The organism is Streptococcus mitis (assembly GCF_002096895.1).
In the GTDB taxonomy this organism is placed as follows: Bacteria; Bacillota; Bacilli; order Lactobacillales; family Streptococcaceae; genus Streptococcus; species Streptococcus mitis_AH.
This window is the reverse complement of record NZ_NCVI01000018.1, coordinates 125168-148699: the sequence shown is the minus strand read 5'-3', so window position 1 is coordinate 148699 and position 23532 is coordinate 125168. Positions and strand designations below refer to the sequence as shown.

27 protein-coding genes are annotated in these 23532 nt (G+C 39.9%); 8 read left to right on the top strand and 19 right to left on the bottom strand.

What is annotated here, in order from left to right:
• Positions 1-248 precede the first annotated feature (248 nt).
• Positions 249-1811: a glutamine-hydrolyzing GMP synthase gene (gene guaA / locus B7697_RS03590; RefSeq protein WP_084950394.1), complete on the bottom strand. Its 1563-nt coding sequence runs from the start codon at positions 1809-1811 to the stop codon at positions 249-251.
• A gap of 141 nt (positions 1812-1952) precedes the next feature.
• Between guaA and B7697_RS03585 the strand changes: the two genes are divergently transcribed.
• Positions 1953-2651, top strand: coding sequence for a GntR family transcriptional regulator (locus B7697_RS03585; RefSeq protein WP_084950392.1), 699 nt, complete (start codon positions 1953-1955; stop codon positions 2649-2651).
• Between the two features lie 152 nt (positions 2652-2803).
• Here B7697_RS03585 and ffh read toward each other — a convergent pair whose 3' ends face one another.
• The 6 genes from ffh to B7697_RS03555 all read right to left on the bottom strand — a co-directional run bounded on the left by ffh (position 2804) and on the right by B7697_RS03555 (position 10357).
• Positions 2804-4375, bottom strand: a complete 1572-nt coding sequence (gene ffh / locus B7697_RS03580) for a signal recognition particle protein (protein WP_084950390.1) — start codon at positions 4373-4375, stop codon at positions 2804-2806.
• Positions 4376-4386: 11 nt separating this feature from the next.
• Complete coding sequence (locus B7697_RS03575) at positions 4387-4719, bottom strand: putative DNA-binding protein (protein ID WP_000402066.1); 333 nt, start codon at positions 4717-4719, stop codon at positions 4387-4389.
• A gap of 362 nt (positions 4720-5081) precedes the next feature.
• Complete coding sequence (metG, locus tag B7697_RS03570; protein ID WP_084950388.1) at positions 5082-7079, bottom strand: methionine--tRNA ligase; 1998 nt, start codon at positions 7077-7079, stop codon at positions 5082-5084.
• A gap of 123 nt (positions 7080-7202) precedes the next feature.
• Positions 7203-8462 carry an ABC transporter permease gene (locus tag B7697_RS03565; protein WP_084950386.1) on the bottom strand — a complete coding sequence of 420 codons (1260 nt, stop codon included), beginning with the start codon at positions 8460-8462 and terminating at the stop codon, positions 7203-7205.
• Position 8463: 1 nt separating this feature from the next.
• Positions 8464-9165 carry an ABC transporter ATP-binding protein gene (locus tag B7697_RS03560; protein WP_084950384.1) on the bottom strand — a complete coding sequence of 234 codons (702 nt, stop codon included), beginning with the start codon at positions 9163-9165 and terminating at the stop codon, positions 8464-8466.
• The gene (locus B7697_RS03555; protein WP_192851469.1) at positions 9149-10357 is read right to left on the bottom strand and encodes an efflux RND transporter periplasmic adaptor subunit; all 1209 of its coding nucleotides are present in this window, start codon (positions 10355-10357) and stop codon (positions 9149-9151) included. Before B7697_RS03555 ends, B7697_RS03560 begins: the two co-directional genes overlap by 17 nt.
• A 289-nt stretch (positions 10358-10646) precedes the next feature.
• Between B7697_RS03555 and gor the strand changes: the two genes are divergently transcribed.
• Both gor and B7697_RS03545 read left to right on the top strand, forming a co-directional pair.
• Positions 10647-11993, top strand: coding sequence for a glutathione-disulfide reductase (gene gor / locus B7697_RS03550; protein WP_077805275.1), 1347 nt, complete (start codon positions 10647-10649; stop codon positions 11991-11993).
• A 189-nt stretch (positions 11994-12182) separates the two neighbouring features.
• Entirely contained in the window at positions 12183-12719 is a 537-nt protein-coding gene (locus tag B7697_RS03545) for a biotin transporter BioY (RefSeq protein WP_084947564.1), read from the top strand.
• 54 nt (positions 12720-12773) lie between these two features.
• Here the strand turns inward: B7697_RS03545 and B7697_RS03540 are convergent, their stop codons facing one another.
• Positions 12774-12989 (bottom strand): YdbC family protein, encoded by a 216-nt coding sequence (locus tag B7697_RS03540; protein ID WP_000807422.1) that lies wholly within the window; start codon positions 12987-12989, stop codon positions 12774-12776.
• Positions 12990-13088: 99 nt separating this feature from the next.
• On the opposite strand from B7697_RS03540, the gene B7697_RS03535 reads away from it, so the two are divergent.
• Positions 13089-13409: a hypothetical protein gene (locus B7697_RS03535; protein WP_084888448.1), complete on the top strand. Its 321-nt coding sequence runs from the start codon at positions 13089-13091 to the stop codon at positions 13407-13409.
• A 30-nt stretch (positions 13410-13439) separates the two neighbouring features.
• On the opposite strand, the gene B7697_RS03530 is transcribed toward B7697_RS03535, so the two are convergent.
• The 7 genes from B7697_RS03530 to rpsP all read right to left on the bottom strand — a co-directional run bounded on the left by B7697_RS03530 (position 13440) and on the right by rpsP (position 17140).
• Positions 13440-13778, bottom strand: a complete 339-nt coding sequence (locus B7697_RS03530) for an ATP cone domain-containing protein (RefSeq protein WP_001196040.1) — start codon at positions 13776-13778, stop codon at positions 13440-13442.
• An 11-nt stretch (positions 13779-13789) separates the two neighbouring features.
• Positions 13790-14509: a tRNA (guanosine(37)-N1)-methyltransferase TrmD gene (gene trmD / locus B7697_RS03525; protein WP_000686917.1), complete on the bottom strand. Its 720-nt coding sequence runs from the start codon at positions 14507-14509 to the stop codon at positions 13790-13792.
• Positions 14499-15017: a ribosome maturation factor RimM gene (rimM, locus tag B7697_RS03520; RefSeq protein WP_001105912.1), complete on the bottom strand. Its 519-nt coding sequence runs from the start codon at positions 15015-15017 to the stop codon at positions 14499-14501. Before rimM ends, trmD begins: the two co-directional genes overlap by 11 nt.
• A gap of 30 nt (positions 15018-15047) precedes the next feature.
• Complete coding sequence (locus B7697_RS03515; RefSeq protein WP_084950380.1) at positions 15048-15836, bottom strand: alpha/beta fold hydrolase; 789 nt, start codon at positions 15834-15836, stop codon at positions 15048-15050.
• A gap of 107 nt (positions 15837-15943) precedes the next feature.
• Entirely contained in the window at positions 15944-16495 is a 552-nt protein-coding gene (locus B7697_RS03510; protein WP_004239319.1) for a hypothetical protein, read from the bottom strand.
• 113 nt (positions 16496-16608) lie between these two features.
• A complete protein-coding gene (kphA, locus tag B7697_RS03500) occupies positions 16609-16848 on the bottom strand; it encodes an RNA-binding protein KphA (protein WP_000379617.1) in 240 nt (79 codons plus the stop codon).
• A 19-nt stretch (positions 16849-16867) separates the two neighbouring features.
• On the bottom strand, positions 16868-17140 hold the full coding sequence (gene rpsP / locus B7697_RS03495) for a 30S ribosomal protein S16 (RefSeq protein ID WP_000268760.1): 273 nt from the start codon (positions 17138-17140) through the stop codon (positions 16868-16870).
• A 177-nt stretch (positions 17141-17317) separates the two neighbouring features.
• On the opposite strand from rpsP, the gene B7697_RS09355 reads away from it, so the two are divergent.
• From B7697_RS09355 to B7697_RS03480, 4 genes are all read left to right on the top strand, one after another.
• Positions 17318-17461 (top strand): hypothetical protein, encoded by a 144-nt coding sequence (locus B7697_RS09355; RefSeq protein WP_192851466.1) that lies wholly within the window; start codon positions 17318-17320, stop codon positions 17459-17461.
• A 376-nt stretch (positions 17462-17837) separates the two neighbouring features.
• Positions 17838-18434, top strand: coding sequence for a hypothetical protein (locus B7697_RS03490; protein ID WP_084950378.1), 597 nt, complete (start codon positions 17838-17840; stop codon positions 18432-18434).
• A gap of 2 nt (positions 18435-18436) precedes the next feature.
• Complete coding sequence (locus B7697_RS03485; RefSeq protein WP_023946407.1) at positions 18437-18661, top strand: helix-turn-helix transcriptional regulator; 225 nt, start codon at positions 18437-18439, stop codon at positions 18659-18661.
• A 305-nt stretch (positions 18662-18966) separates the two neighbouring features.
• A complete protein-coding gene (locus tag B7697_RS03480) occupies positions 18967-19770 on the top strand; it encodes a peptidylprolyl isomerase (protein ID WP_023946405.1) in 804 nt (267 codons plus the stop codon).
• A 55-nt stretch (positions 19771-19825) separates the two neighbouring features.
• Here the strand turns inward: B7697_RS03480 and B7697_RS03475 are convergent, their stop codons facing one another.
• Genes B7697_RS03475 through B7697_RS03460 form a run of 4 tightly spaced genes read right to left on the bottom strand, consistent with a single transcriptional unit; the run spans position 19826 to position 23487 of the window.
• Positions 19826-21367, bottom strand: coding sequence for an ABC-F family ATP-binding cassette domain-containing protein (locus B7697_RS03475; RefSeq protein WP_000025378.1), 1542 nt, complete (start codon positions 21365-21367; stop codon positions 19826-19828).
• A gap of 1 nt (position 21368) precedes the next feature.
• Positions 21369-21851, bottom strand: a complete 483-nt coding sequence (locus B7697_RS03470) for a VanZ family protein (RefSeq protein ID WP_084950376.1) — start codon at positions 21849-21851, stop codon at positions 21369-21371.
• Positions 21851-22936 (bottom strand): dual-specificity RNA methyltransferase RlmN, encoded by a 1086-nt coding sequence (rlmN, locus tag B7697_RS03465; RefSeq protein WP_000804760.1) that lies wholly within the window; start codon positions 22934-22936, stop codon positions 21851-21853. The genes B7697_RS03470 and rlmN overlap by 1 nt, the downstream gene beginning before the upstream one ends.
• Before the next feature lie 20 nt (positions 22937-22956).
• Positions 22957-23487, bottom strand: coding sequence for a YutD family protein (locus B7697_RS03460; protein ID WP_084950375.1), 531 nt, complete (start codon positions 23485-23487; stop codon positions 22957-22959).
• Positions 23488-23532: the final 45 nt, after the last annotated feature.

The window sequence follows — 23532 nt, the reverse complement described above, 5'->3', positions numbered from 1 at the left end:
ACTTAAGAAATCAAGGATATGATAAAAGGAATGGATATCAGTATATCTATTTTTACCATCTCAAAAGTAGATCCAGAGAATATAACTGTTCTCTTATGATGAGACTTTGGAGGCAACCATTCTGTCTTGTTTTATGAAAGAATAGCTTAACCTTTTACTTAAAATATTCAGCTAAAAAAAGAGAGAACGATTTTGTTCTCTCGAAATCCTTATTTTTCATTTACTATAAGAGTAAAGTATTTATAGATTTACTCCCACTCAACTGTTGCAGGTGGTTTACTTGTAATATCATAGACGATGCGGTTAACGTGGTCCACTTCGTTTACGATACGTACAGAAATCTTTTGAAGGACATCCCAAGGAATCTTTGCAAAGTCAGCTGTCATACCATCGATAGAGGTGATAGCACGGATTGCAATCGTGTAGTCATATGTACGACCGTCACCCATAACACCGACTGAACGAACGCCTGTGTTCACTGTGAAGTATTGCCAGATATCGCGGTCAAGACCTGCTTTAGCAATTTCCTCACGAAGGATAGCGTCTGATTCACGAACGGTTTCAAGTTTCTCTTCAGTGATTTCACCCATGACACGGATAGCAAGTCCTGGTCCTGGGAATGGTTGGCGCCATACGATATGGTCTGGCATACCAAGCTCTGTACCAAGGGCACGAACTTCGTCTTTATAGAGAGTGTTCAATGGTTCGATCAGTTCAAACTGCATGTCTTCTGGAAGACCACCCACGTTGTGGTGTGACTTGATTGTCTGAGCGGTATCCGTACCAGACTCGATAACGTCTGTATAAAGAGTTCCTTGAGCAAGGAATTTCACATCTTTGAGCTTGCTTGCTTCGTCATCGAATACATATACAAACTCATTACCGATGATTTTACGTTTTTGTTCAGGGTCAGAAACGCCAGCAAGTTTATCAAGGAAACGTTTAGCAGCGTCTGCTTTGACGATATTCAAACCAAACTTACCACCAAGCATTTCCATAACTTGATCCGCTTCTCCTTTACGAAGAAGACCGTGGTCTACGAAGATACAGATCAATTGATCGCCAATAGCCTTTTGGAGAAGAACTCCAACGACAGATGAGTCCACCCCACCTGATAGACCAAGAAGGACACGTTTATCACCGACGGTTTCACGAATTTTTTGGATCTGCATATCAATGAAGTTATCCATTGACCAGTCGCCTTTAGCCTTACAGATGTTAAGGGCAAAGTTACGAAGGATGTCATTCCCGTATACAGAATGGCGAACTTCAGGGTGGAATTGGATACCGTAAATGTGTTTATCTGGGTTTTCGATGGCTGCGTATGGGCAGTCAGCTGATGTACCTGTACGAACAAAGTCAGCAGGAATTTCAGTAACCGCATCACCATGGCTCATCAAAACAGTCTGCTCGTCTGGTGTTGATTCAAAAAGAGCTGATGATGTGTGAGTAAGAGTTGATTGACCGTATTCACGATTTCCAGCATCACCTGCAGGAACAACTTTTCCTCCAAGTTTATGGGTCAATAACTGCATACCATAACAAATTCCCAAAATAGGAATTCCAAGTTCGAAGATTTCTGGGTCAATATCAAATGAACCATCTTCGTATACAGAGTTTGGACCACCTGAAAGGATGATTCCTACAGGGTTGATTTCACGAACTTCAGCAGCTGAAATTTTATGGCTTTTTAGTTCTGAAAAAACACCAATCTCACGGATACGGCGTGAAATCAGCTGGTTGTATTGGCTACCATAGTCCAATACGATGATTTTTTCTACATCTTGCAAATCAGTTGAAATGTTGCTCATCTTTTTCCTTTCTCAAAAGAAATATCTTTTTTCAATATTCTATCACAAATAAGGGCGAATTACCAACTAAACAAGGCGAAGTTTGACTTTTTCTAGTTTATTGGGGTACAATAGAGAAAAGATAGAAATGAAGTGAAAAATATGCTACCCGCTTATATGAAAATCCATGATCAGATTAAAAAGGATATTGACGAACATCGTTGGGCCATTGGTGAGAGACTTCCCAGTGAACGAGATTTAGCAGAGCAGTTTGCGGTTAGTCGCATGACTCTCCGCCAAGCTGTATCTCTATTAGTCGAAGAAGGCGTCTTAGAGCGCCGCGTAGGAAGTGGCACCTTTGTTTCCAGTACTCGAGTACAAGAAAAGATGCGAGGGACAACCAGTTTTACTGAAATTGTTAAGTCCCAAGGTAAAGTCCCCTCTAGCCAACTCATTTCCTACAGAAAAACCATTCCCAATGAGCAGGAAGTTGCCAAGCTAGGAATTTCTCCTACGGAAAATATTATCCGAATGGAACGTGTTCGTTATGCCGACCAAGTCCCTCTGGTTTATGAAGTTGCTTCTATTCCTGAAAAATTCATTAAAGATTTTAAGAAAGAAGAAATCACCAATCATTTCTTCCAAACTCTACAAAAACATGGCTATCGTATTGGCAAATCACAGCAGACTATCTATGCTCGTCTCGCTAAAGAAAAAATTGCCCACTATTTGGAAGTTGAAAAAGGACATGCTATTCTTGGACTGACCCAAGTTTCCTACCTAGAAGATGGGACAGCTTTTGAATACGTAAAAAGTCAGTATGTAGGCGAACGTTTTGAATTTTATCTTGAGAATAACTAGTCTAGAAAGGCTAGTTATTTTGTTATATGACTGATAGTTACATAACAAAAAAGCATAGAATCAAGTGTTCAAAAACCTTGATTCTATACAGTTTTTCATAGAAATATTTACTTCATTTTCTCATCAAATGAGACTGGCATCAATCTTTTGTCTTACTTGCGTTTCTTCTTCGCTTTTTTCATTTTATTCGCCATCCGTTTCATAGACTGTTTCATAGCAAATTCACCAATTTTACCTTTGAGTCCGCCACCAAACATCTGGCTCATATCTGGCATTCCTGCCCCTCCGAGAGCTGACAAGTCAGGCATCCCACCTTGTCCCATCATTCCTTCAAGGGCAGACATATCCATTCCTCCCATATTTGGCATATTTTTAGGAAGGTTGTTTGGATTGATCCCCATTTGCTTCATCATTTTGTTCATATCCCCAGACATGACACCCTGCATGAGCTGTTTAGCCTGGTTAAAGTCTTTGATGAATTTATTGACTTCTACAAAAGTATTTCCAGAACCTGCGGCAATACGACGACGACGGCTTGGATTTAACAAATCTGGATTTTCACGTTCTTCAGGTGTCATTGAAGACACAATAGCACGTTTGCGCGCAATCTGGCGTTCATCCACCTTCATGTTTTGAAGGGCTGGATTGTTGGCCATACCTGGAATCATCTTGAGCAAGTCTTCCATTGGTCCCATGTTTTGCACCTGATCCAACTGATCGATGAAATCATTGAAATCAAAGGTGTTTTCACGCATCTTCTCAGCCATTTCAAGAGCTTTTTGCTCATCGTATTCCTGAGAAGCTTTCTCAATCAAAGTGAGCATATCCCCCATACCAAGGATACGGCTAGACATGCGATCTGGGTGGAAGGTTTCAATGTCGGTAATCTTTTCACCCGTACCAGTGAACTTGATTGGTTTTCCAGTAATGTGACGAACAGATAGAGCCGCACCACCACGAGTATCCCCATCAATCTTGGTAAGGATAACCCCAGTCACTTCTAACTGAGCATTAAACTCACGCGCAACATTGGCAGCTTCTTGACCAATCATAGCATCAACGACAAGGAGAATTTCGTTTGGTTGAGCCAATGCTTTCACGTCACGAAGCTCATTCATGAGAAGCTCATCAATCTGCAAACGACCTGCCGTATCAATCAAGACATAGTCGTTATGATTAGTTTGGGCTTGCTCCAAACCTTGACGAACAATCTCAACAGCTGGTACTTCTGTCCCAAGTGCAAAGACTGGAACATCAATCTGTTGCCCCAATGTTTTAAGCTGATCAATGGCAGCAGGACGATAGATATCCGCCGCAATCATCAAAGGACGGGCATTTTCTTCTTTCTTGAGTTTGTTGGCCAATTTACCTGCAAAAGTTGTTTTACCAGCCCCCTGCAAACCGACCATCATGATAATCGTCGGAATCTTAGGTGACTTGATAATTTCTGCCGTATCAGCACCCAAAACAGCCGTCAATTCCTCATCAACGATTTTAATAATTTGTTGCGCAGGATTAAGGGTATCAATGACTTCATGCCCGACTGCACGTTCACGAACCTTCTTGATAAAGTCCTTTACAACAGGCAAAGCAACGTCGGCTTCAAGCAAGGCCAAGCGAATCTCTTTGGTCGCTTCTTGAACATCCGCCTCAGAGATTTTTCCTTTTTTACGTAGATTTTTAAAGACGTTCTGTAAACGTTCTGTTAAACTTTCAAATGCCATTTTTCTTCCTCTTATTCTCTATTATCAATGCTTGTTAAAATTTCTATCTGCTCCTGCAGAAAGTCATCCTTGGGATAGCGCTCCAAAATCTGGTCAAAAATCTGACTACGGACAATGTAGTCCGAGTACATGTGCAATTTCATCTCATAATCTTCCAGAATCTTTTCTGTCCGCTTGATATTATCATAGACAGCCTGACGACTGACACCAAACTCTTCAGCAATCTCAGCAAGGCTATAATCATCAGCGTAGTAGAGCTCTATATAATTCATTTGCTTGTCTGTCAAAAGCGCCGCATAAAACTCAAAGAGCGCATTCATACGATTGGTTTTTTCAATTTCCATAACTTTTATTATACCAAAAAATCTATTATACTTCTACATTAGAAATCATTCTAATAAAGATAGAAAAATAATGGTAAGTTCTAAAAGCAACTTCCACATGACTTTTCAACGTATGAGGGTCAAGCGGCTTTTTCCCCGTTTTTTTCAGATCCAAGCCAATCTCAACTTCCAGTTTCCACTCATGAACCCAGCTTACTTGTCTAGAACTTAGTGAGTATATTTGTGGTTATTGTATGCGAACTTAATACAAATTCCATCAATGAAAATCTCAGTTTAGTCAACAAAGAAAAGCCCTTAGAAACTTGTAGTCTAAGGACTTTGTATTCGTTCTGGCAGATGTACATAACGTTGATCTTTTACTTTTACCCAATCACACTTCCATTTGGTACAGCTGGATCAACTGTGAGAAGGGTTAATTTTCCATCATGTTCAGCTGATAGGATCATACCTTGGCTGACATATTTCTTCATCATCTTACGAGGTTTGAGGTTGGCAACGATTTGAACTTTCTTTCCGACCAATTCTTGTTCGTTTGGATAGTATTTGGCAATTCCTGAGAGGATTTGACGATCTTCACCATCACCAGCATCTAAGCGGAATTGAAGCAACTTATCTGAACCTTCTACTTTAGAAACTTCTTTGACTTCTGCGACACGGATTTCAACCTTATCAAAGTCCTCAAACTTGATTTCTTCTTTGTTGAGTTTGAGTTCGACTTCGTCTGGGTTCCATTCTTTTTCGACAGCTGGCTTATTGCCTTCCATTTGTTCTTTGATATAGGCGATTTCTTCTTCCATATCGAGACGTGGGAAGATTGGTGTTCCCTTAGCAACTACAGTTACACCTGCAGGGAAGTCCGCCAAGTTCAGGTTTTTAAGGCTAGAAACTTCTGCTAAACCAAGTTGAGTCAAGACTGCACGACTGGTTTCCATCATAAATGGCTCAATCAAGTGAGCTACAACACGAAGGCTGGCTGCCAAGTGACTCATGACACTTGCCAATTGGTCACGGAGTGCTTCATCCTTAGCCAAGACCCATGGAGCTGTCTCGTCGATGTATTTGTTAGTACGAGATATGAGAGTCCAGACTGCTTCAAGTGCACGTGGGTAGTCAACTGCTTCCATGTAGGTGTGGTAGTCAGCGATTGATTGTTCTGCAACGTCAGCAAGGGCATTGTCAAATTCAGTCACGCCTTCTACATATGCAGGGACTTGACCATCAAAATATTTGTTAATCATGGAAACCGTACGGTTAAGGAGGTTTCCAAGGTCATTGGCCAATTCATAGTTGATACGGCCTACATAGTCTTCTGGAGTGAAGGTTCCGTCTGAACCAACTGGAAGGCTACGCATGAGATAGTAACGAAGCGGATCTAGTCCATAACGCTCTACCAACATTTCAGGGTAAACGACATTTCCTTTAGACTTAGACATTTTGCCGTCTTTCATGACAAACCAACCATGGGCAATCAGACGATCTGGCAATTTGATATCGAGCATCATAAGAAGGATTGGCCAGTAGATTGAGTGGAATCGAAGGATGTCTTTTCCTACCATGTGGAAGACTGTTCCATTCCAGAACTTGTCAAAGTTACCATGTTCATCTTGACCGTAGCCAAGAGCTGTCGCATAGTTAAGAAGGGCATCAATCCAAACGTAGACAACGTGTTTAGGATTAGATGGCACTGGCACACCCCATGTAAAGGTTGTACGAGAAACCGCCAAATCCTCTAAACCTGGCTCGATAAAGTTGCGAAGCATTTCATTCAGACGACCATCTGGAGTGATAAATTCAGGATGAGCTTTGAAAAATTCTACTAGACGGTCTTGGTACTTGCTAAGACGAAGGAAATAAGACTCTTCAGATACCCATTCCACTTCGTGACCTGATGGAGCGATACCACCAGTTACATTTCCAGCTTCGTCACGGAAAACTTCTGCAAGCTGGCTTTCTGTAAAGAATTCCTCATCTGAAACTGAATACCAACCAGAATATTCACCCAAATAGATGTCATCTTGAGCCAGCAAGCGTTCAAAGACTTGTGCGACAACTTTTTCATGGTAGTCATCAGTTGTGCGGATAAATTTATCGTATGATATATCTAGTAAGTGCCAGAGTTCTTTAACTCCAACTGCCATCCCATCAACATAGGATTGGGGTGTGATACCAGCTTCTTCTGCTTTTTGTTGAATCTTTTGACCGTGCTCATCAAGACCTGTCAGATAAAAGACATCGTAGCCCATGAGGCGTTTGTAACGGGCTAGGACATCACAAGCGATGGTTGTGTAGGCAGAACCGATATGAAGTTTACCAGATGGATAGTAAATCGGTGTTGTAATATAAAAATTCTTTTCAGACATAATTTTTCCTTTCCAGGCAAATGAAACCTGTTTTTCTAACACTTCATTATATCACATTTTTACTGATTTTCGATAGGGAAATCCATACAAAAACAAGATAGACGAGTGTCCATCTTGTTGATCTTATTCATAACGAAGGGCTTCAATTGGATCAAGTTTCGATGCCTTGTTGGCTGGCAAGACTCCAAAAATCATACCAACGCTAGCCGAAACTGCAAGACTAAATAGGGCAACCGGGATTGACACTCCTACTTCTATACCCGCAATCAATCCTTGCAAGAGTAGACCAGCTATAGCTGTTAAGCCTGTCGCAATGGTTAGACCAATAACTCCACCAAGCAAGGTCAAAATCATGGATTCAATCAAAAACTGAATTAAAATATTGGCACGCGTTGCACCCAAAGCCTTACGGAGACCAATCTCACGCGTACGCTCCGTCACCGAAACCAGCATGATGTTCATAACACCAGTCCCTCCAACAAAAAGTGAAATTCCTGCAATGGCACTAATAATCGTAGTTATAAAACCGAACATTTGTTGTACTTCTTGGAAGGCTGCAGTCGCATCTGACACCTGATACTCCCCTTGCTGAAGACCAGCAATCTCGGTCAATTTTCTAGCTAATTCTGGTCCCACTGTTGGTGTCAAACTTGTATCATTGACACGGAAGACAATATCAGAAATTTCATCCATATTGAAGTTATTGGCAAGAGAAATATTAGTCGTAATTGGAAGTCCACCAATACCAAAAGTCTTGGCAGTCTTGGCCTCATCGCTGGTATAGACACCAATGACACGATAGCTAAAGCCACCAACATCTATAACCTGGTTAACAGCTTCTTGAGCAGATCCAAACAGGCTATTAGCAAGTTCTTGGTCTAGCAAAATGACACTGGCCACATCTTTATAATCCTGAGCTATGAGACTGCGGCCTGCAACAATTTCATTTTCAACCGCCTTCATGTAAGTAATATTTCCACCTGTCAAGCTAGCACGCTCCACTTTTTTGTCTTTATAAGACAAGGTGGTATTGGTCGAGTTGGTTACATAGTAACTATCTACACCTTTAACTTTAGCAGCCTCCTTGACCCAAGCTTCTTGTGGTTTTGGTGGTTCCACAGGAACTTCCTCTTCTTTCCCAGAAACTGTCAATGCTGATTGTTTTTGGGTAAAAGAGCCATCTTTACTTTTAATAGGTGAGAAAAAAACATGGATATTCTTCTGTGACTTGGTCATATTTTTATTGACCTGACGAGACATGGAATCCCCCAGAGCCATAATAACAACAACTGATGAAACACCAATGATAATCCCAATCATAGTGAGAAAAGAGCGCATCTTGTGGGCCATGATAGATGAAAAGGCAAATTTCAGATTCTGCATCTTAGTTTTCCTCCTTCTCTAACTGCGAACTGTCAGACGAAATAACTCCATCTCGAATGACAATCTGGCGTTTAGCATAAGCAGCGATTTCAGGCTCATGCGTTACCATGATAATGGTTTTTCCTTCTTTGTTCAACTCAACCAATAGTTGCATAATTTGGTTCCCTGTTTTGGTATCCAAGGCTCCTGTCGGTTCGTCCGCTAGGATAATAGAAGGATTGTTTACCAAGGCACGCGCAATAGCCACACGTTGCTTTTGACCACCAGATAATTCTGAAGGCAAATGGTGACTGCGTTCTGTCAATTCAACCTTATCTAAATATTCCTCAGCTAACTTGCGACGTTTTGAAGATGAAACTCCCGCGTAAATCAAGGGCAATTCTACGTTTTGCAGAGCATTAAGTTTAGATAGAAGAAAGAACTGCTGAAAGACAAATCCGATTTGTTGGTTACGGACCTTGGCTAGTTGTTTTTCACCAAGTCCAGCTACTTCTTGGCCTTCAAGATAATATTCTCCACTGGTTGGTGTATCCAACATACCAATCGTATTCATGAGAGTAGACTTACCCGAACCAGATGGTCCCATGATGGCAACAAATTCACCCTCATTCACTTCTAGGTTGATATTTTTGAGAACCTGCAGTTCTTGGTCACCGTTACGGTAGCTTCTGCAGATATTTTTTAGACTAATTAGTTGCTTCATCAGCCTTCACCTCTTTTCCTTCCTCTAGAGAAGACGTTGGGTTACTGATGACCTTGACTCCATTTGTCAGACCTGAAGTGATTTCTTGGTTGTCTGCATCAGCATTGCCCAAACCAACTTCCACTTTCTTGGCCTTTTTCTGCTCGTCAAGCACCCAGACATAGTTCTTATCATTTTCAGTCACAACACTTGTTAGAGGAACCAAAATGGCTTTACTCTTATTCTTAACCTCAACACTTACTGAGAATCCTTGTTTCAAATCACCGATTTCACTTGTAACATCGATGGTATATGGATATTTAGAACCAGAATTACCACCTGTTGCGGCAGTAGCTGCACTTGCTGCTTCACCACTAGTTTTAGGATAGTCAGAGATATAGCTAATCTTACCTGTCCAGCTCTTATCTTGGTAAACTTTAGAAGTAAAGGTTACTTCTTGTCCTACAGAGAGGTTGGCAAGGTTATATTCAGATAGTTCACCCTTAACTTGCAAGTTTTCATTACTTACGACATGAACGACTACTTGACTAGCTCCTGTTGGAGATTTAGAAACATTGTGGTTGACTTCAACCACAGTTCCCTCCAGGGTACTGAGAACCGTCATGGCATCCAACTGACTTTGAGCCTTACTTAATTGCGCTTCTGCATCTGCACGAGCATCACGGGCATCACCTAGTTGTGCATCAATAGATGAAACTGCATTTCCTGAGACTGGAGCTGGAGTTTGCCCTGCAGCTCCTTCGCCTCCTGCTGGTGCTGGTAACTGTGGAGCCGGAGCTGAAGCGGCTTCATTTCGTGCTTGATTGAGTTCATTGATATGACGATCTGCCTTAGCTACTGCTCGGCTAGCTGAATCATAGGCCGCCTGGGCTTCTGAACTACTGTACTTGACTAAAGCCTGCCCTTCACTAACCTTATCCCCCACAGAAACAAGGATTTCATCTAAATCTCCCTTACTAGCATCAAAATAAACATATTGTTCATTTTTTGCCGTTACTGTCCCTGATAATAAAACAGAGGATGCCACGGTTCCTTCTTTAGCAACAACAAGATGAGTAGCCTCATCTTTTACAGCAGTCTGAGAAGGTTGTCTAAAGAGCAAAATGCCCCCAGCACCCAATACAACCACACTTGCAGCACCGATTGCTGCATACAATTGCCACTTTTTAGCTTTACCATTCTTTTTCATAATGAAACTCCTTTTTGATTTAAAGTTCTTAACAATATTATACAAAAATTATCAATTTGAAACAATAACATTTCAGAACGAAATAATGACATTTCAGGATTTAATTATTGTTCGGAATTTATTTTACAATCGTTGTACTAGTTATATAATACACTTTATTTTTCTTTTTTGCAAGCCTTTTCTTTATTTTTTTTGAACGTAGCAGATTTTTGCAATCACATCAAAAAAAAGATAGAATATGACTATCAAAAAATGACACTCTACTATTTAAAAGAGTATAAAGGAGTTTTCAATGAGAGAATATGATATCATTGCTATCGGTGGAGGTAGCGGAGGAATTGCTACCATGAACCGTGCTGGTGAACACGGAGCCAAAGCGGCCGTTATTGAGGAAAAGAAACTAGGCGGAACATGTGTCAATGTCGGTTGTGTTCCTAAAAAAATCATGTGGTACGGGGCGCAAATCGCTGAGACTTTCCATCAATTTGGAGAAGACTATGGTTTTAAAACTACTGATCTTAACTTTGACTTTGCAACCCTACGTCGCAATCGTGAAGCCTACATCGATCGCGCTCGTTCTTCTTATGATGGCAGTTTTAAACGCAACGGAGTAGACTTGATTGAAGGTCATGCTGAATTTGTAGATTCTCATACTGTTAGCGTAAATGGTGAGTTGATTCGTGCTAAACATATCGTGATTGCTACTGGTGCCCATCCAAGTATTCCAAATATTCCTGGTGCTGAGCTAGGTGGCTCTTCTGATGATGTATTTGCCTGGGAAGAATTGCCAGAGTCAGTTGCTATTTTAGGCGCGGGTTATATTGCCGTTGAATTGGCTGGCGTGCTCCACACTTTTGGTGTCAAGACAGACCTCTTTGTTCGCCGCGATCGTCCTTTACGTGGTTTTGATTCTTATATCGTTGAAGGTCTGGTCAAGGAAATGGAAAGAACAAACTTGCCACTTCATACTCACAAAGTCCCTGCCAAGTTAGAAAAAACTGCTGAAGGCATTACCATTCATTTCGAAGATGGTACTAGTCACACAGCTAGCCAAGTTATCTGGGCTACTGGTCGCCGTCCAAACGTTAAGGACTTGCAACTTGAAAAAGCTGGAGTGACTCTGAATGAACGTGGCTTTATCCAAGTAGATGAATACCAAAATACTGTTGTTGAGGGAATCTATGCTCTAGGTGATGTAACAGGCGAAAAAGAACTAACTCCAGTTGCTATCAAGGCTGGGCGTACCCTATCTGAACGTCTCTTTAACGGCAAAACAACTGCAAAAATGGACTACACAACTATTCCAACTGTCGTCTTTTCACACCCTGCTATCGGAACTGTTGGCTTGACAGAAGAGCAAGCTATTAAAGAATACGGTCAAGACCAAATCAAGGTTTATAAATCAAGCTTTACTTCTATGTACTCTGCTTGCACTTGCAACCGTCAAGAAACTCGTTTCAAATTGATCACAGCTGGTTCAGAAGAAAAAGTTGTCGGACTTCATGGAATTGGATACGGTGTTGATGAAATGATTCAAGGATTTGCTGTTGCTATCAAAATGGGAGCGACCAAGGCTGACTTTGATGCAACTGTAGCGATTCACCCAACTGCATCTGAAGAATTTGTAACCATGCGTTAATCGAAATAAAAGAAGCTGATACAAATGTGTCTGCTTCTTTTTTGATGATTTACGAAATGATGAAAACAACTTACCCAGTCAGGAAAATCGGCCGTTACAGTTTTTGTTACCTTGCTCTATAAAACAGGTTGACAATAATGTTCTTACGAGTATAATAGTTACTATACATCAGAAAAGAGGTTAACTATTTTGAAAAAAGCTCACGTTTATGCTATCCCTGCTATTGGGGCTGCTCTCATTGCTGTATTGGCACAAATCACTCTTCCAATTGGACCTGTTCCCTTCACTCTGCAAAACTTTGCAATCGGCTTGATTGCTACTGTCTTTAGACCCAGAGAGGCTGTACTTTCTGTTGGACTCTATCTTCTTCTAGGTGCTATCGGTCTTCCTGTCTTTGCAGGAGGGGGAGCTGGATTGCAGGCGTTGGTTGGTCCTACTGCAGGCTATCTTTGGTTTTATCTCGTTTACTCTGGACTTACTTCATCTCTAACTGACAGCAAGAGTGGAGTTGTCAAGATTTTTCTTGCAAACCTCTTGGGTGATGCCCTTGTCTTTGTCGGCGGGATTCTAAGCTTGCATTTCCTAGCTGGAATGCCATTTGAAAAAGCTCTTGTTGTAGGAGTTTTTCCCTTTATCATTCCAGACCTTGGTAAACTTCTTGCTATTAGTCTTATTAGTCATCCACTACTTCAACGCCTTAAAAATCAGGCTTACTTTACCAACTAAAAAAAGGATATCGAGTTGTCATAACTCAATATCCTTTTCTTTCATTTTGAAAACTTAGTTGCCTTTAAAGGCATCCACCATGGTTTGAAATTCTTCATTAGAGAGGGTAATTCCCTTGCCCATTTTAGTATGATCTGGACTCCAAGCACGAATATCAAACTTTGCAGGGGCACCATTAAAGCTCACACGGTTGATTTCCTTGGTCCAACCTTTTTCGTTTTCAGAAAGAGTCAACAAGTGCTCTTCGATTTCAAATGTAAATTCTGCCATTTTCTTCTCCTTTTTTTAGCTTTCATTAGTTTATTCGTAAAATCTTGTAGATTTTAGGAAAATTTTATATAATATTGATATAAAAGAAGGGAGGCCACTATGAGACATAAATTCCAGCAAGTTCTAGATAAAATACATGACTTTTTAAATGGACATGACCAACCTGACCAGACTGAAACCAACTCCCTAACTGCTACTATTGAAGAGGCTATCCAGAAACAAACTGCTGTTCACCTTATCTTGTCTGAGACAAGTTTTACAGGTGACATCATCAAATACGATCAGCAACGCCAGCAAATTATCGTGAAAAATTTTGCTAAAAATGTGACCCGTATTATCCGCATAAGCGATATTCAACGCCTACGATTTGTCCCTTCAACTGTCCAAACAGCCCAAAAAAATAGATTTAAGAAAGAGTGAGATGTAGTTGCTTCATCCCACTCTTTTTTCTTAGCGAATTTGTTCAAAATGTAAATGAACCGCGATATGATCTCCATAACCACTTCTTTCCAAGTCACGTTGTAGACGATAGGAAATGTAGTGTTCTGCTATGGTAATGTAACCTGCACCCAGTAAACGATGTTCAACCATAGACTGAATCATGCTGATGGTAGCACGTTCCACCTTGGCCTCTTCCAAATCCAAAACCACTTTCTTAGTGACTTGTGCAAGGTTTTGACGTAAATCATCTGTCAATACATAGACAGTCTGGGCTGCTTTTAAGATAGCTTGGTAAATCTTATCTGGATTAAATTCAGCAATTTCTCCATCACGTTTGATTACTTGCATAGGTATCTCCTTTATTCTTTGTTTTCTTTAATTTCTGCCAGCATTTTTTCTTCTTCTGCTGTCAGTTGATAATGTTCAAGCAAATCCGGTCTGCGTTCATAGGTTTTCTTTAAACTCTCATACAGGCGCCACTGACGAATCTTTTCATGGTGTCCACTCATCAGTACATCTGGCACAACCATACCTCGATAATCGTAGGGACGTGTGTACTGAGGATATTCGAGAAGCCCAGAAGAAAAACTATCATCTTGGTGGCTAGACTCCTTGCCAATCACTTCTGGAATCAGGCGTACCGTAGCATCAATCATGGTCATAGCTGCCAACTCACCACCAGTCAGTACATAGTCTCCCAGAGAAACCTCATCTGTCACCAAGGTCTTAATACGCTCATCATAACCCTCATAGTGCCCACAGATAAAGATTAACTCTTCCTCTTGAGCCAAATCCTCAGCATAAGCCTGATCAAACTGCTTTCCAGCAGGATCGAGGAGAATGACGCGCGGATTTTTCTTTTCAATAGCATCAAAGGCATCGAAAATGGGTTGGGCTCGGAGCAACATCCCCTGACCGCCTCCGTAGGGCTCATCGTCGACATGGCGGGCCTTTTCAGCATTTTCTCGAAAATTATGATACTGGATATCCAAGAGCCCCTTTTCTCGAGCCTTTCCAACGATTGAGTGCTCTAGCGGAGAAAACATCTCTGGAAAAAGGGTTAAAATATCAATCTTCATCGTCTAACCCTTCTAAGATTTCCACATCGACTCGGTTATTTGGAATATCAACATTGAGAATCACTGGTGGGATATAAGGCAAGAGCAAATCACGCTTGCCTTTTCGCTTGACCACCCAGACATCGTTAGCACCTGGTTGCAGGATTTCTTTGATGGTTCCAATCAAGTTATCACCCTCATAGACTTCCAAACCGATAATCTCGTGATAGTAGAATTCACCATCGTCTAGGTCATTCAAATCTTCCTCAGCAACCTTGAGACTGTATCCCTTGTACTTTTCGATAGCGTTGATATGGTACATATCTTTGAATTTAATAATGTCAAAGTTCTTCTGTTTACGGTGGCTAGCGATGGTCACTGTTTGAACAAACTGATCTTTTTCATCAAACAAAGCCAGCTCAGTACCTTTTTTAAACCGTTCTTCTGCAAAATCCGTCACAGACAAGACTCGCATCTCACCCTGCAATCCTTGCGTATTGACGATTTTCCCAACATTAAAGTAGTTCATCTTGTCTCCTGTACTTTATTTCTATCCATCTTATTCTAACAATTCTCGAATAATAGTCGCAATTTTTTCTGATTCTGACCATTGTAAATAATGGTGATTCCCTCCTAAAATGAGTTTAGTATTGGAAGTCCAATATTCTGATTCTCTGTACTCTTTTTCTCTATAAGGCTGACAAAAAATAAATACAGGGGTACAAGTTTCTATCGACAAATTCTCAAAATCTTCCTCAGTAATCTCTCCAGATATTTGAAATCCTGGATCTTGATTTTCCAACTCTGAGCCTTTTCCCTGCATTATTTCCCAGATTTCTTTATTAATTTCAGGTCTAAATGTTGCTTGAGTTAAGTTCTTAAAATAAAGTTCAGGACCACACTCGTCAATCAGCCTCATCTGCTCTTCCATTTCTGGATAAGAATTTTCTGAAAAATCAGCAAACATGACGTTTTTAGTTGTCGGTTCAATTGCTACTAAAGCCTGACACTTAATTGGTTTCTTGAGCAATTTACAAGCTAAAATTCCACTCAAACTATGTACACAAAGTATATATTCAGAAATCGCCAATTCTTCAAGTACTTCATAAACCGCATCTGCAAGATTATCCAGATTTTTTCCAGCTTGGTCATGAATCGGACTTCTACCTGTGTTTGGAAAATCAATTGTCAAATAACCAATTGTGGGAGGAAGTTTTTCGAGTATAAGTGAAAAATTTTCATAACTTGGTAGCAAACCTGCGCCACTTAAACAAACTAGCATTTTCTTTTGCTTTTGATAAGTAACAGAGAGACTACCAATTTCTGTAGATACTTCAATCCTCTTCATAAAGAAATCCACTCGTTCTATATAATGAATTATTAAAAATCCTTATCCTTTATTTTAACACGTTCCAAGGATTTTCTCAAGTTGGAGGAAGATACATAGAGGGGTCGCTATAGTCCAAAAAGTGCTAATAGTTTCCTCTTTAATGTTAATTTATATTTGAAAGATGAGATATTCACATTCCCATTATACATATTACTATAAAATGTATACTCGCCAATTTCACCCTGACTTGTTTTCCATTTCATTCTTAAACTAGGCATATTCTCTGGTAAATTTGTATGAATCAATAAGCATGTATAATTCTTTAAATTTTTAACTGTATGCAGTTTATCATTATCAACTAAACGATTACTTTTTGAATCATAGATTAAAGAATAAAATTCTATAATTTCAATATCAACTTCCTTTGGATAAAAAATCAAATGGTTATAATGTTTATCATTTTCATCATGTTTAAACTCATATATATGATGAAATCTCGTATGTAAGGAATCAAATTCGATTGGTTTAATTACCTGAATTTCGATATTATTGATATAGGCCTTATTCTGAAAACTAATTTTTAAAATTACACCTATAAAAGTCGAAATCTGTAAAATTCGCAATAACCAATCAATGTACATTGCCCAATCTATGTTTAAAATACAATCAATGTTCATTCTTTTCCAGTCCCCCTTCAAAAATCCTTCCAAATCCCGATTATGCTGTTACTTGATGGATGCTATTTTACACTTCTCCACACAAAAAAAGCGAGACATTCGTCCCGCCCTTCTTATTTTTCGTCAATAACGATTCTTACTTTTTTGTCTTCAGTTGGGACAGAGTAGACAATCGTTCTTATCGCAGAAATAGTGCGACCCTTACGACCGATTACACGACCCACATCGCTTTGATCAAGATCCAAATGATATTCCAAAAATTCTGGTGTATCTTCAATCTTGATAGTTAAGGCATCTGGTTGTGAAATCAAGGGTTTCACAATCGCAATAATGAGATTTTCAATCGTATCCATCTGTCAACCTACTTTAAACTTATTTTGAGAATTTAGAATCGTGGAATTTTTTCAATACGCCTTCTTTTGAAAGGATGTTACGTACTGTGTCTGAAGGTTGAGCTCCATCAGCCAACCATGCAAGAACGCGGTCTTCTTTCAAAGTTACTTGGTTTTCAGCAACAAGTGGGTTGTAAGTTCCAACTGTTTCAATGAAACGTCCGTCACGTGGTGAACGTGAATCTGCTACGTTGATACGGTAGAAAGGTTTTTTCTTAGAACCCATACGAGTCAAACGGATTTTAACTGCCATTTTTAAAGTCTCTTTTCTTATTTTTTATTTCGGTGAAATAGCTGAGCTATTTAGCACATGTTCTATTATAGCAGATTTCTGGCAGGTGTCAAGAAAAAAACTTGACAGACTATAAAATTTTTAAACCATTTAGAAATTTGTTAGAAGTAGGAAATAAATGTTTGAAAGAGGCTATCCGTGAATACTATTTTAGAAACATTTTATAAAGACCATCAAGTCAAGCCCTTCATATCGCCTGAACGAGATTTGGATACTTGGCTCCTAAATCCCAAGCCTGCTCCCAAGCGAAATATCAAGGATTTTAAGAATGATATCTACTAATTAATTTATAAAATATGAATTAATAGATTATAAATAGGGGAATAGTTTAGTTCTGTAAAAATTAACTTCTACACCTATAAAGCTTATTCTGACAGACTTTATAACAGTCTAAGAAAAAAGTAGAGATTCATACAGTATCTAGATTTTCCAAAAATTCTTTATCATCAAATATTATTAACAAAACTATCCAAACCAAATCCGATGCATTGCTTCAAAGAATTCTTTAATTGTTTGACTATCAAGGGCTTTTATTAAAAAATTTTTTCAAATAATTGCCACCTTGGCACATAAATTCTTGCTTTCTAAATTTAAATGTGATATATTTATAACATAAATTTAAGTGTTATATATTTATAACACAAAAAAGGAGTATATCATGAAAAAAATTCAAAAAATGCGTGGCCTCATTTCAATGATTGCCGTAGATCTCTTTATTGATTTTACTGTTTTATTTGGTTCTAATCTTAGTTGGGGACCCAAATTAGTTATTGCTGGTATTTCAGTGTTAGGTCAGATTGTAGCTATTTGGGGCTGGCTACATATGAAATCATGGCCTCATAAGAGTCAGAAAAGTAAGGTAAAGACTATTTTTGACTTGTCTGCTAAACTTTACACGATACTTTTTTTTGCAGCAAGTATTTTTTATACAGTAGGGATTTGGGTTGCGACCCCAAGCGTGAGTTCGGGTATTAAAGAATGGATTTTGGGAATTGGCCTCGTTATTGAAATGATTGGATTTGGTTTTTTCTCTTTAAAAAATGTCAAGGAAACTCCGGACGAACGCTTTTATGCTAATTTAGCCAAGGCAGCTAGCTTGATGTTTGTTTTTATACTAGGCGCACTGATGATTCTAGCAGTTATCATTGGGTATATGGGATCTCTCACTCTTTACATTGGACAGATATTTATTAGCATAGCTGTCTTGATTTGCATCTTTGCGGTTGTCTATCTTATCTTGGAACGTAGAGGATAAACATGGCCAAAGAAAGCAATATTATTACTAATCTCAAATCTGTTCGTGAGTCCACAGGCATGACTCAGCAGGAGTTAGCCGACCTCATCGGCATGCGACGCGAGACAATTCTGCACTTGGAAAATAACCGTTACAACCCTTCGCTGGAAATGGCTCTTAAAATTGCTCAAGTTTTTAATCTGAAAGTAGAAGACCTCTTTGAACTCAGACATAAAGAGGAAGCATAATTCTTTTCGAGACCTAGTATTAAGTTCATTGACTAATTAGGAATTGAAGCCAAAAGAAAAAATCCTTTGAAAATGTGCTCTTTTAAAATATAGTAATTCTTTCTAATTGACGTTTACTAATTTTGATACTTTACGAGCTTTCTTAAGATCTGATTCCCTAAATACTTTGAATACACTTATGGCATTGATGCTCCTAAGCAAGCGACTTTCTGGTTGGCTTCCTCTTAAACTGTCTTGTCACTAACATTTGAAATCCACTTCCTTTTAGGGTACAATGGTAGAAATAAATTTTTGAGAGGAATAGAATGAAAAAACTAGCAACCCTTCTTTTACTGTCCACCGTAGCTCTAGCTGGATGTAGCAGCATCCAACGCAGTCTGCGTGGTGATGACTATGTTGATTCCAGTCTTGCTGCTGAAGAAAGTTCCAAAGCAGCTGCCCAATCTGCTAAGGAGTTAAACGATGCTTTAACAAACGAAAACGCCAATTTCCCGCAACTATCTAAAGAAGTTGCTGAAGACGAGGCTGAAGTGATTCTACACACAAGTCAAGGAGATATCCGTATCAAACTATTCCCTAAACTCGCTCCTCTAGCGGTTGAAAACTTCCTCACTCACGCCAAAGAAGGCTACTATAACGGCATTACCTTCCACCGTGTCATCGATGGCTTCATGGTTCAAACTGGAGATCCAAAAGGGGACGGTACAGGTGGTCAGTCCATCTGGCATGACAAGGATAAGACTAAAGACAAGGGAACTGGTTTCAAAAACGAGATTACTCCTTATCTCTATAACATCCGTGGTGCTCTTTCTATGGCTAATACTGGTCAACCAAACACCAATGGTAGCCAGTTCTTCATCAACCAAAACTCTACAGATACCTCTGCTAAACTCCCTACAAGCAAGTATCCAAAGAAAATTATCGAAGCCTATAAAGAAGGGGGAAACCCTAGTCTAGATGGCAAACACCCAGTCTTTGGTCAAGTGATTGACGGTATGGATGTTGTAGATAAAATTGCTAAAGCCGAAAAAGATGAAAAAGACAAGCCAACTACTGCTATCACAATCGATAGCATCGAAGTGGTGAAAGATTACAATTTTAAATCTTAAAAACCAAAAAAATACAGTATCCACATTCGGTACTGTATTTCTTTTACTCTCATTCTTAAGTTAAATTATTAAAATCCCAGATTTGGTCCATCCAGCCTTCATAGAAGTCTGGTTCGTGGCAGACCATAAGAATAGATCCCTTGTATTCTTTAAGAGCGCGTTTGAGTTCATCCTTGGCATCCACATCCAAGTGGTTGGTCGGCTCGTCCAGCACTAAAACATTGTTTTCACGATTCATCAAGAGACAGAAACGAACCTTGGCTTGTTCCCCACCTGACAAGACCTGAATTTGGCTTTCAATATGCTTGGTTGTCAAACCACAACGGGCAAGGGCTGCACGAACTTCTGCTTGGTTGAGAGCTGGAAAGGCATTCCAAACAGCCTCTAGTGGTGTTTGACGATTGCCACCTTCTACTTCTTGTTCAAAGTAGCCAAGTTCTAGGTAGTCTCCACGTTCAACCTCTCCAGCGATTGGTGGAATAATGCCCAATAGGGACTTCAAGAGAGTTGTTTTCCCGATGCCATTTGCCCCGATAATAGCAACCTTTTGATTACGTTCAAAGGTAAGATTTAAAGGCTTGGTCAGAGGACGATCATAACCAATTTGCAAATCCTTGGCTTGGAAAATAAAGCGCCCTGGTGTACGAGCCGGTTTGAAATCAAAGGATGGTTTTGGTTTCTCACTTTGCAGTTCGATAATATCCATCTTATCCAATTTCTTCTGACGAGACATGGCCATATTTCGTGTTGCAACACGCGCTTTGTTTCGAGCGACGAAGTCCTTGAGGTCCGCAATCTCTTTCTGCTGACGTTCGTAGGCTGCCTCTAGCTGAGATTTCTTCATAGCATAGACTTCTTGGAACTGGTAGTAATCACCAGAATAACGCGTCAGCTGTTGATTCTCCACATGGTAGACAATATTAATCACGTCGTTCAAGAATGGAATATCATGCGAAATAAGGACAAAGGCATTCTCATAGTTTTGGAGATAGCGCTTGAGCCAGTCAATATGCTCAGCATCCAAGTAGTTGGTCGGCTCGTCCAAAAGCAAGATATCGGGCTTTTCAAGGAGGAGTTTAGCCAAAAGCACCTTGGTTCTTTGCCCACCTGACAAAGAAGTTACATCCGTATCCATGCCAAAGTCCATGACACCAAGGGCGCGCGCTACTTCATCAATCTTAGCATCCAAGGTATAGAAATCACGACTCTCCAGACGGTCTTGAAGTTCTCCCACTTCTTCCATGAGAGCATCAACATCCGCTCCATCTTCAGCCATTTCCATATAAAGGTCATTGATCCGGGCTTCCGCTTTGAAAAGCTCATCAAAGGCTGTACGGAGAACATCGCGTACCGACTGCCCTTCAGCAAGGACTGAGTGTTGATCCAAGTAACCCGCAGTCACATATTTGGACCACTCAACCTTTCCTTCATCTGGCAGCATTTTACCAGTCACAATGCTCATAAAGGTTGATTTTCCTTCACCATTGGCACCGACCAGACCGATATGTTCTCCCTTAAGGAGGCGGAAGGACACATCTTCAAAAATTGCACGGTCACCAAAACCATGACTCAGATTTTTAACTTCTAAAATACTCATTTTAATTCCTTATCTTGTTTTTATGTAATTGTTTATAGAGAAGCCAAGACAGATAGCCACCCAAGGTATTGGTCCACAAATCATCAATCTCAAAGACGCGATTAAAATCAAAGAAAAAATCTAAGACTAACTGCGTACACTCAATTCCTAGGCTTATAAGAAAACTGAAAAAGATCACTTTTCTTGTCTTACGCAAATTTGGAAGGAGATAAAGGAGTTGGAAAATCAGAGGAAAAAGTAAGAAGACATTGAGGATATTTTGTAGAAAAAGCCAACATAATTGTCCTATGTCACTCACCTCACCCAGTTTCCAGAGAGAATTGAAAGGAGTCAAAAGAAAAACCAGGCGTCCAAGATGCTGAATACCTGGAGTTTCCACCCCCACGGGAGAATGTTCTTGAGGAGTAAAGCAAAAGTAAACGATACAAATACTATAGAAAATGACTCCCCAGACCAAAATACGATTATAAGTCTTCTTCATCATTAAGGATTGACTGCTGCGACTGCTTTCTGGCGGTCACGTTTCATTGTATTAGAACGCAATTGTCCACAAGCTGCATCAATATCAGTACCATGCTCTTGACGAACAACACAGTTAACCCCTTTTTTCTTAAGCGTATCATAGAAGGCCAGGACGCGCTCTTTAGGACTACGGCTATATTGGTCATGCTCACTAACTGGGTTATAAGGAATCAAGTTTACATAAGACAATTTCTTGATGTTCTTGAGCAATTCAGCCAATTCCAAGGCTTGTTCTACACCGTCATTGACTTCATTGAGCATGATGTATTCAAAGGTCACACGACGGTTGGTTGTCTCAATATAGTACTCAATAGCAGCAAAGAGTTTCTCAATCGGAAAGGCACGGTTAATCTTCATGATGCTTGAGCGCAATTCATTGTTAGGTGCGTGAAGGGAAACGGCAAGATTGACCTGAACCCCTTCATTAGCAAAGTCACGAATTTTATGGGCCAAACCTGAGGTTGAAACCGTGATGTGACGAGCACCGATGGCCATTCCTTTATCATCATTGATAGTACGAACAAAATTCAAGACATTATTGTAGTTATCAAAGGGCTCACCAATTCCCATGACAACAATATGGCTGACGCGTTCGTCCTGACCACGCTCATCAAAGTATTTCTGAACCAGCATGATTTGCGCTACGATTTCACCGTTATTGAGGTCACGTTGTTTCTTAATCAAACCAGAGGCACAGAAGGTACAACCGATATTACAGCCGACCTGAGTGGTCACACAGACAGATAAACCGTAATGTTGACGCATGAGTACTGTCTCAATCAGCATTCCATCTGGCAATTCAAAAAGATATTTAACTGTCCCATCAGCAGACTCTTGAACGATACGTTGTTTCAAGGGATTGACCACAAACTGGTCATTAAGCTTAGCAATCAAATCCTTTGAAAGGTTAGTCATTTCTTCAAATGACTGGACACGTTTACGGTAAAGCCATTCCCAGATTTGATCTGCACGGAATTTCTTTTCTCCCTGCTCCAAAACCCATTCCTGCATGGTTTGACGTGTTAAACTATAAATTGACGGTTTCATTTCTACTCCTTATTCTCTACTCACTTCTGACGAATGACAAAATGACGTTGCCCCTTGTCCTCTTTCTGAGAATGCTGGTCCTTCTGACGACGTCTATTTTTCTTATCTGCATTCGGTTTTCGTTTGGTTTGAGTCGATTTCTTTCCTTTTTTAGAAGGTGTTTCTTCTTCCTTCTTACGCATTTTCTTGTCAAATGATGCGCGCTTAGGTGCTTCATTTTCTAGGACAAAATAGGCACAACCATAACTACAATACTCTAAAAGATAGTCTTGTAAACGACTGATTTTTTCAAGTTTTTCTTCTGTTCGGTCATCCTTATAAAAACCTCGTAGGCGAAGCTGTTCGTTGCTCCAGTCTCCCACGATATAATCAAACTTTGTTAAGACTTCTGAAAAACGCTGATTAAAAGCCGTCACATCAAAGGCATCCTTGATATTTTCCACCAAGGAAAAAGCTAGCCCTTCCGTTTCTACCTTGTCCCCGTGTAAATGAAACTCAGGACCAGGAAACTTGTTATAGTTGTATAATTCAGGTGCAATTTCTTTTCGCATAGATATCCTTTTTCCACGATTACTTAATACTTTATTCTACCATAA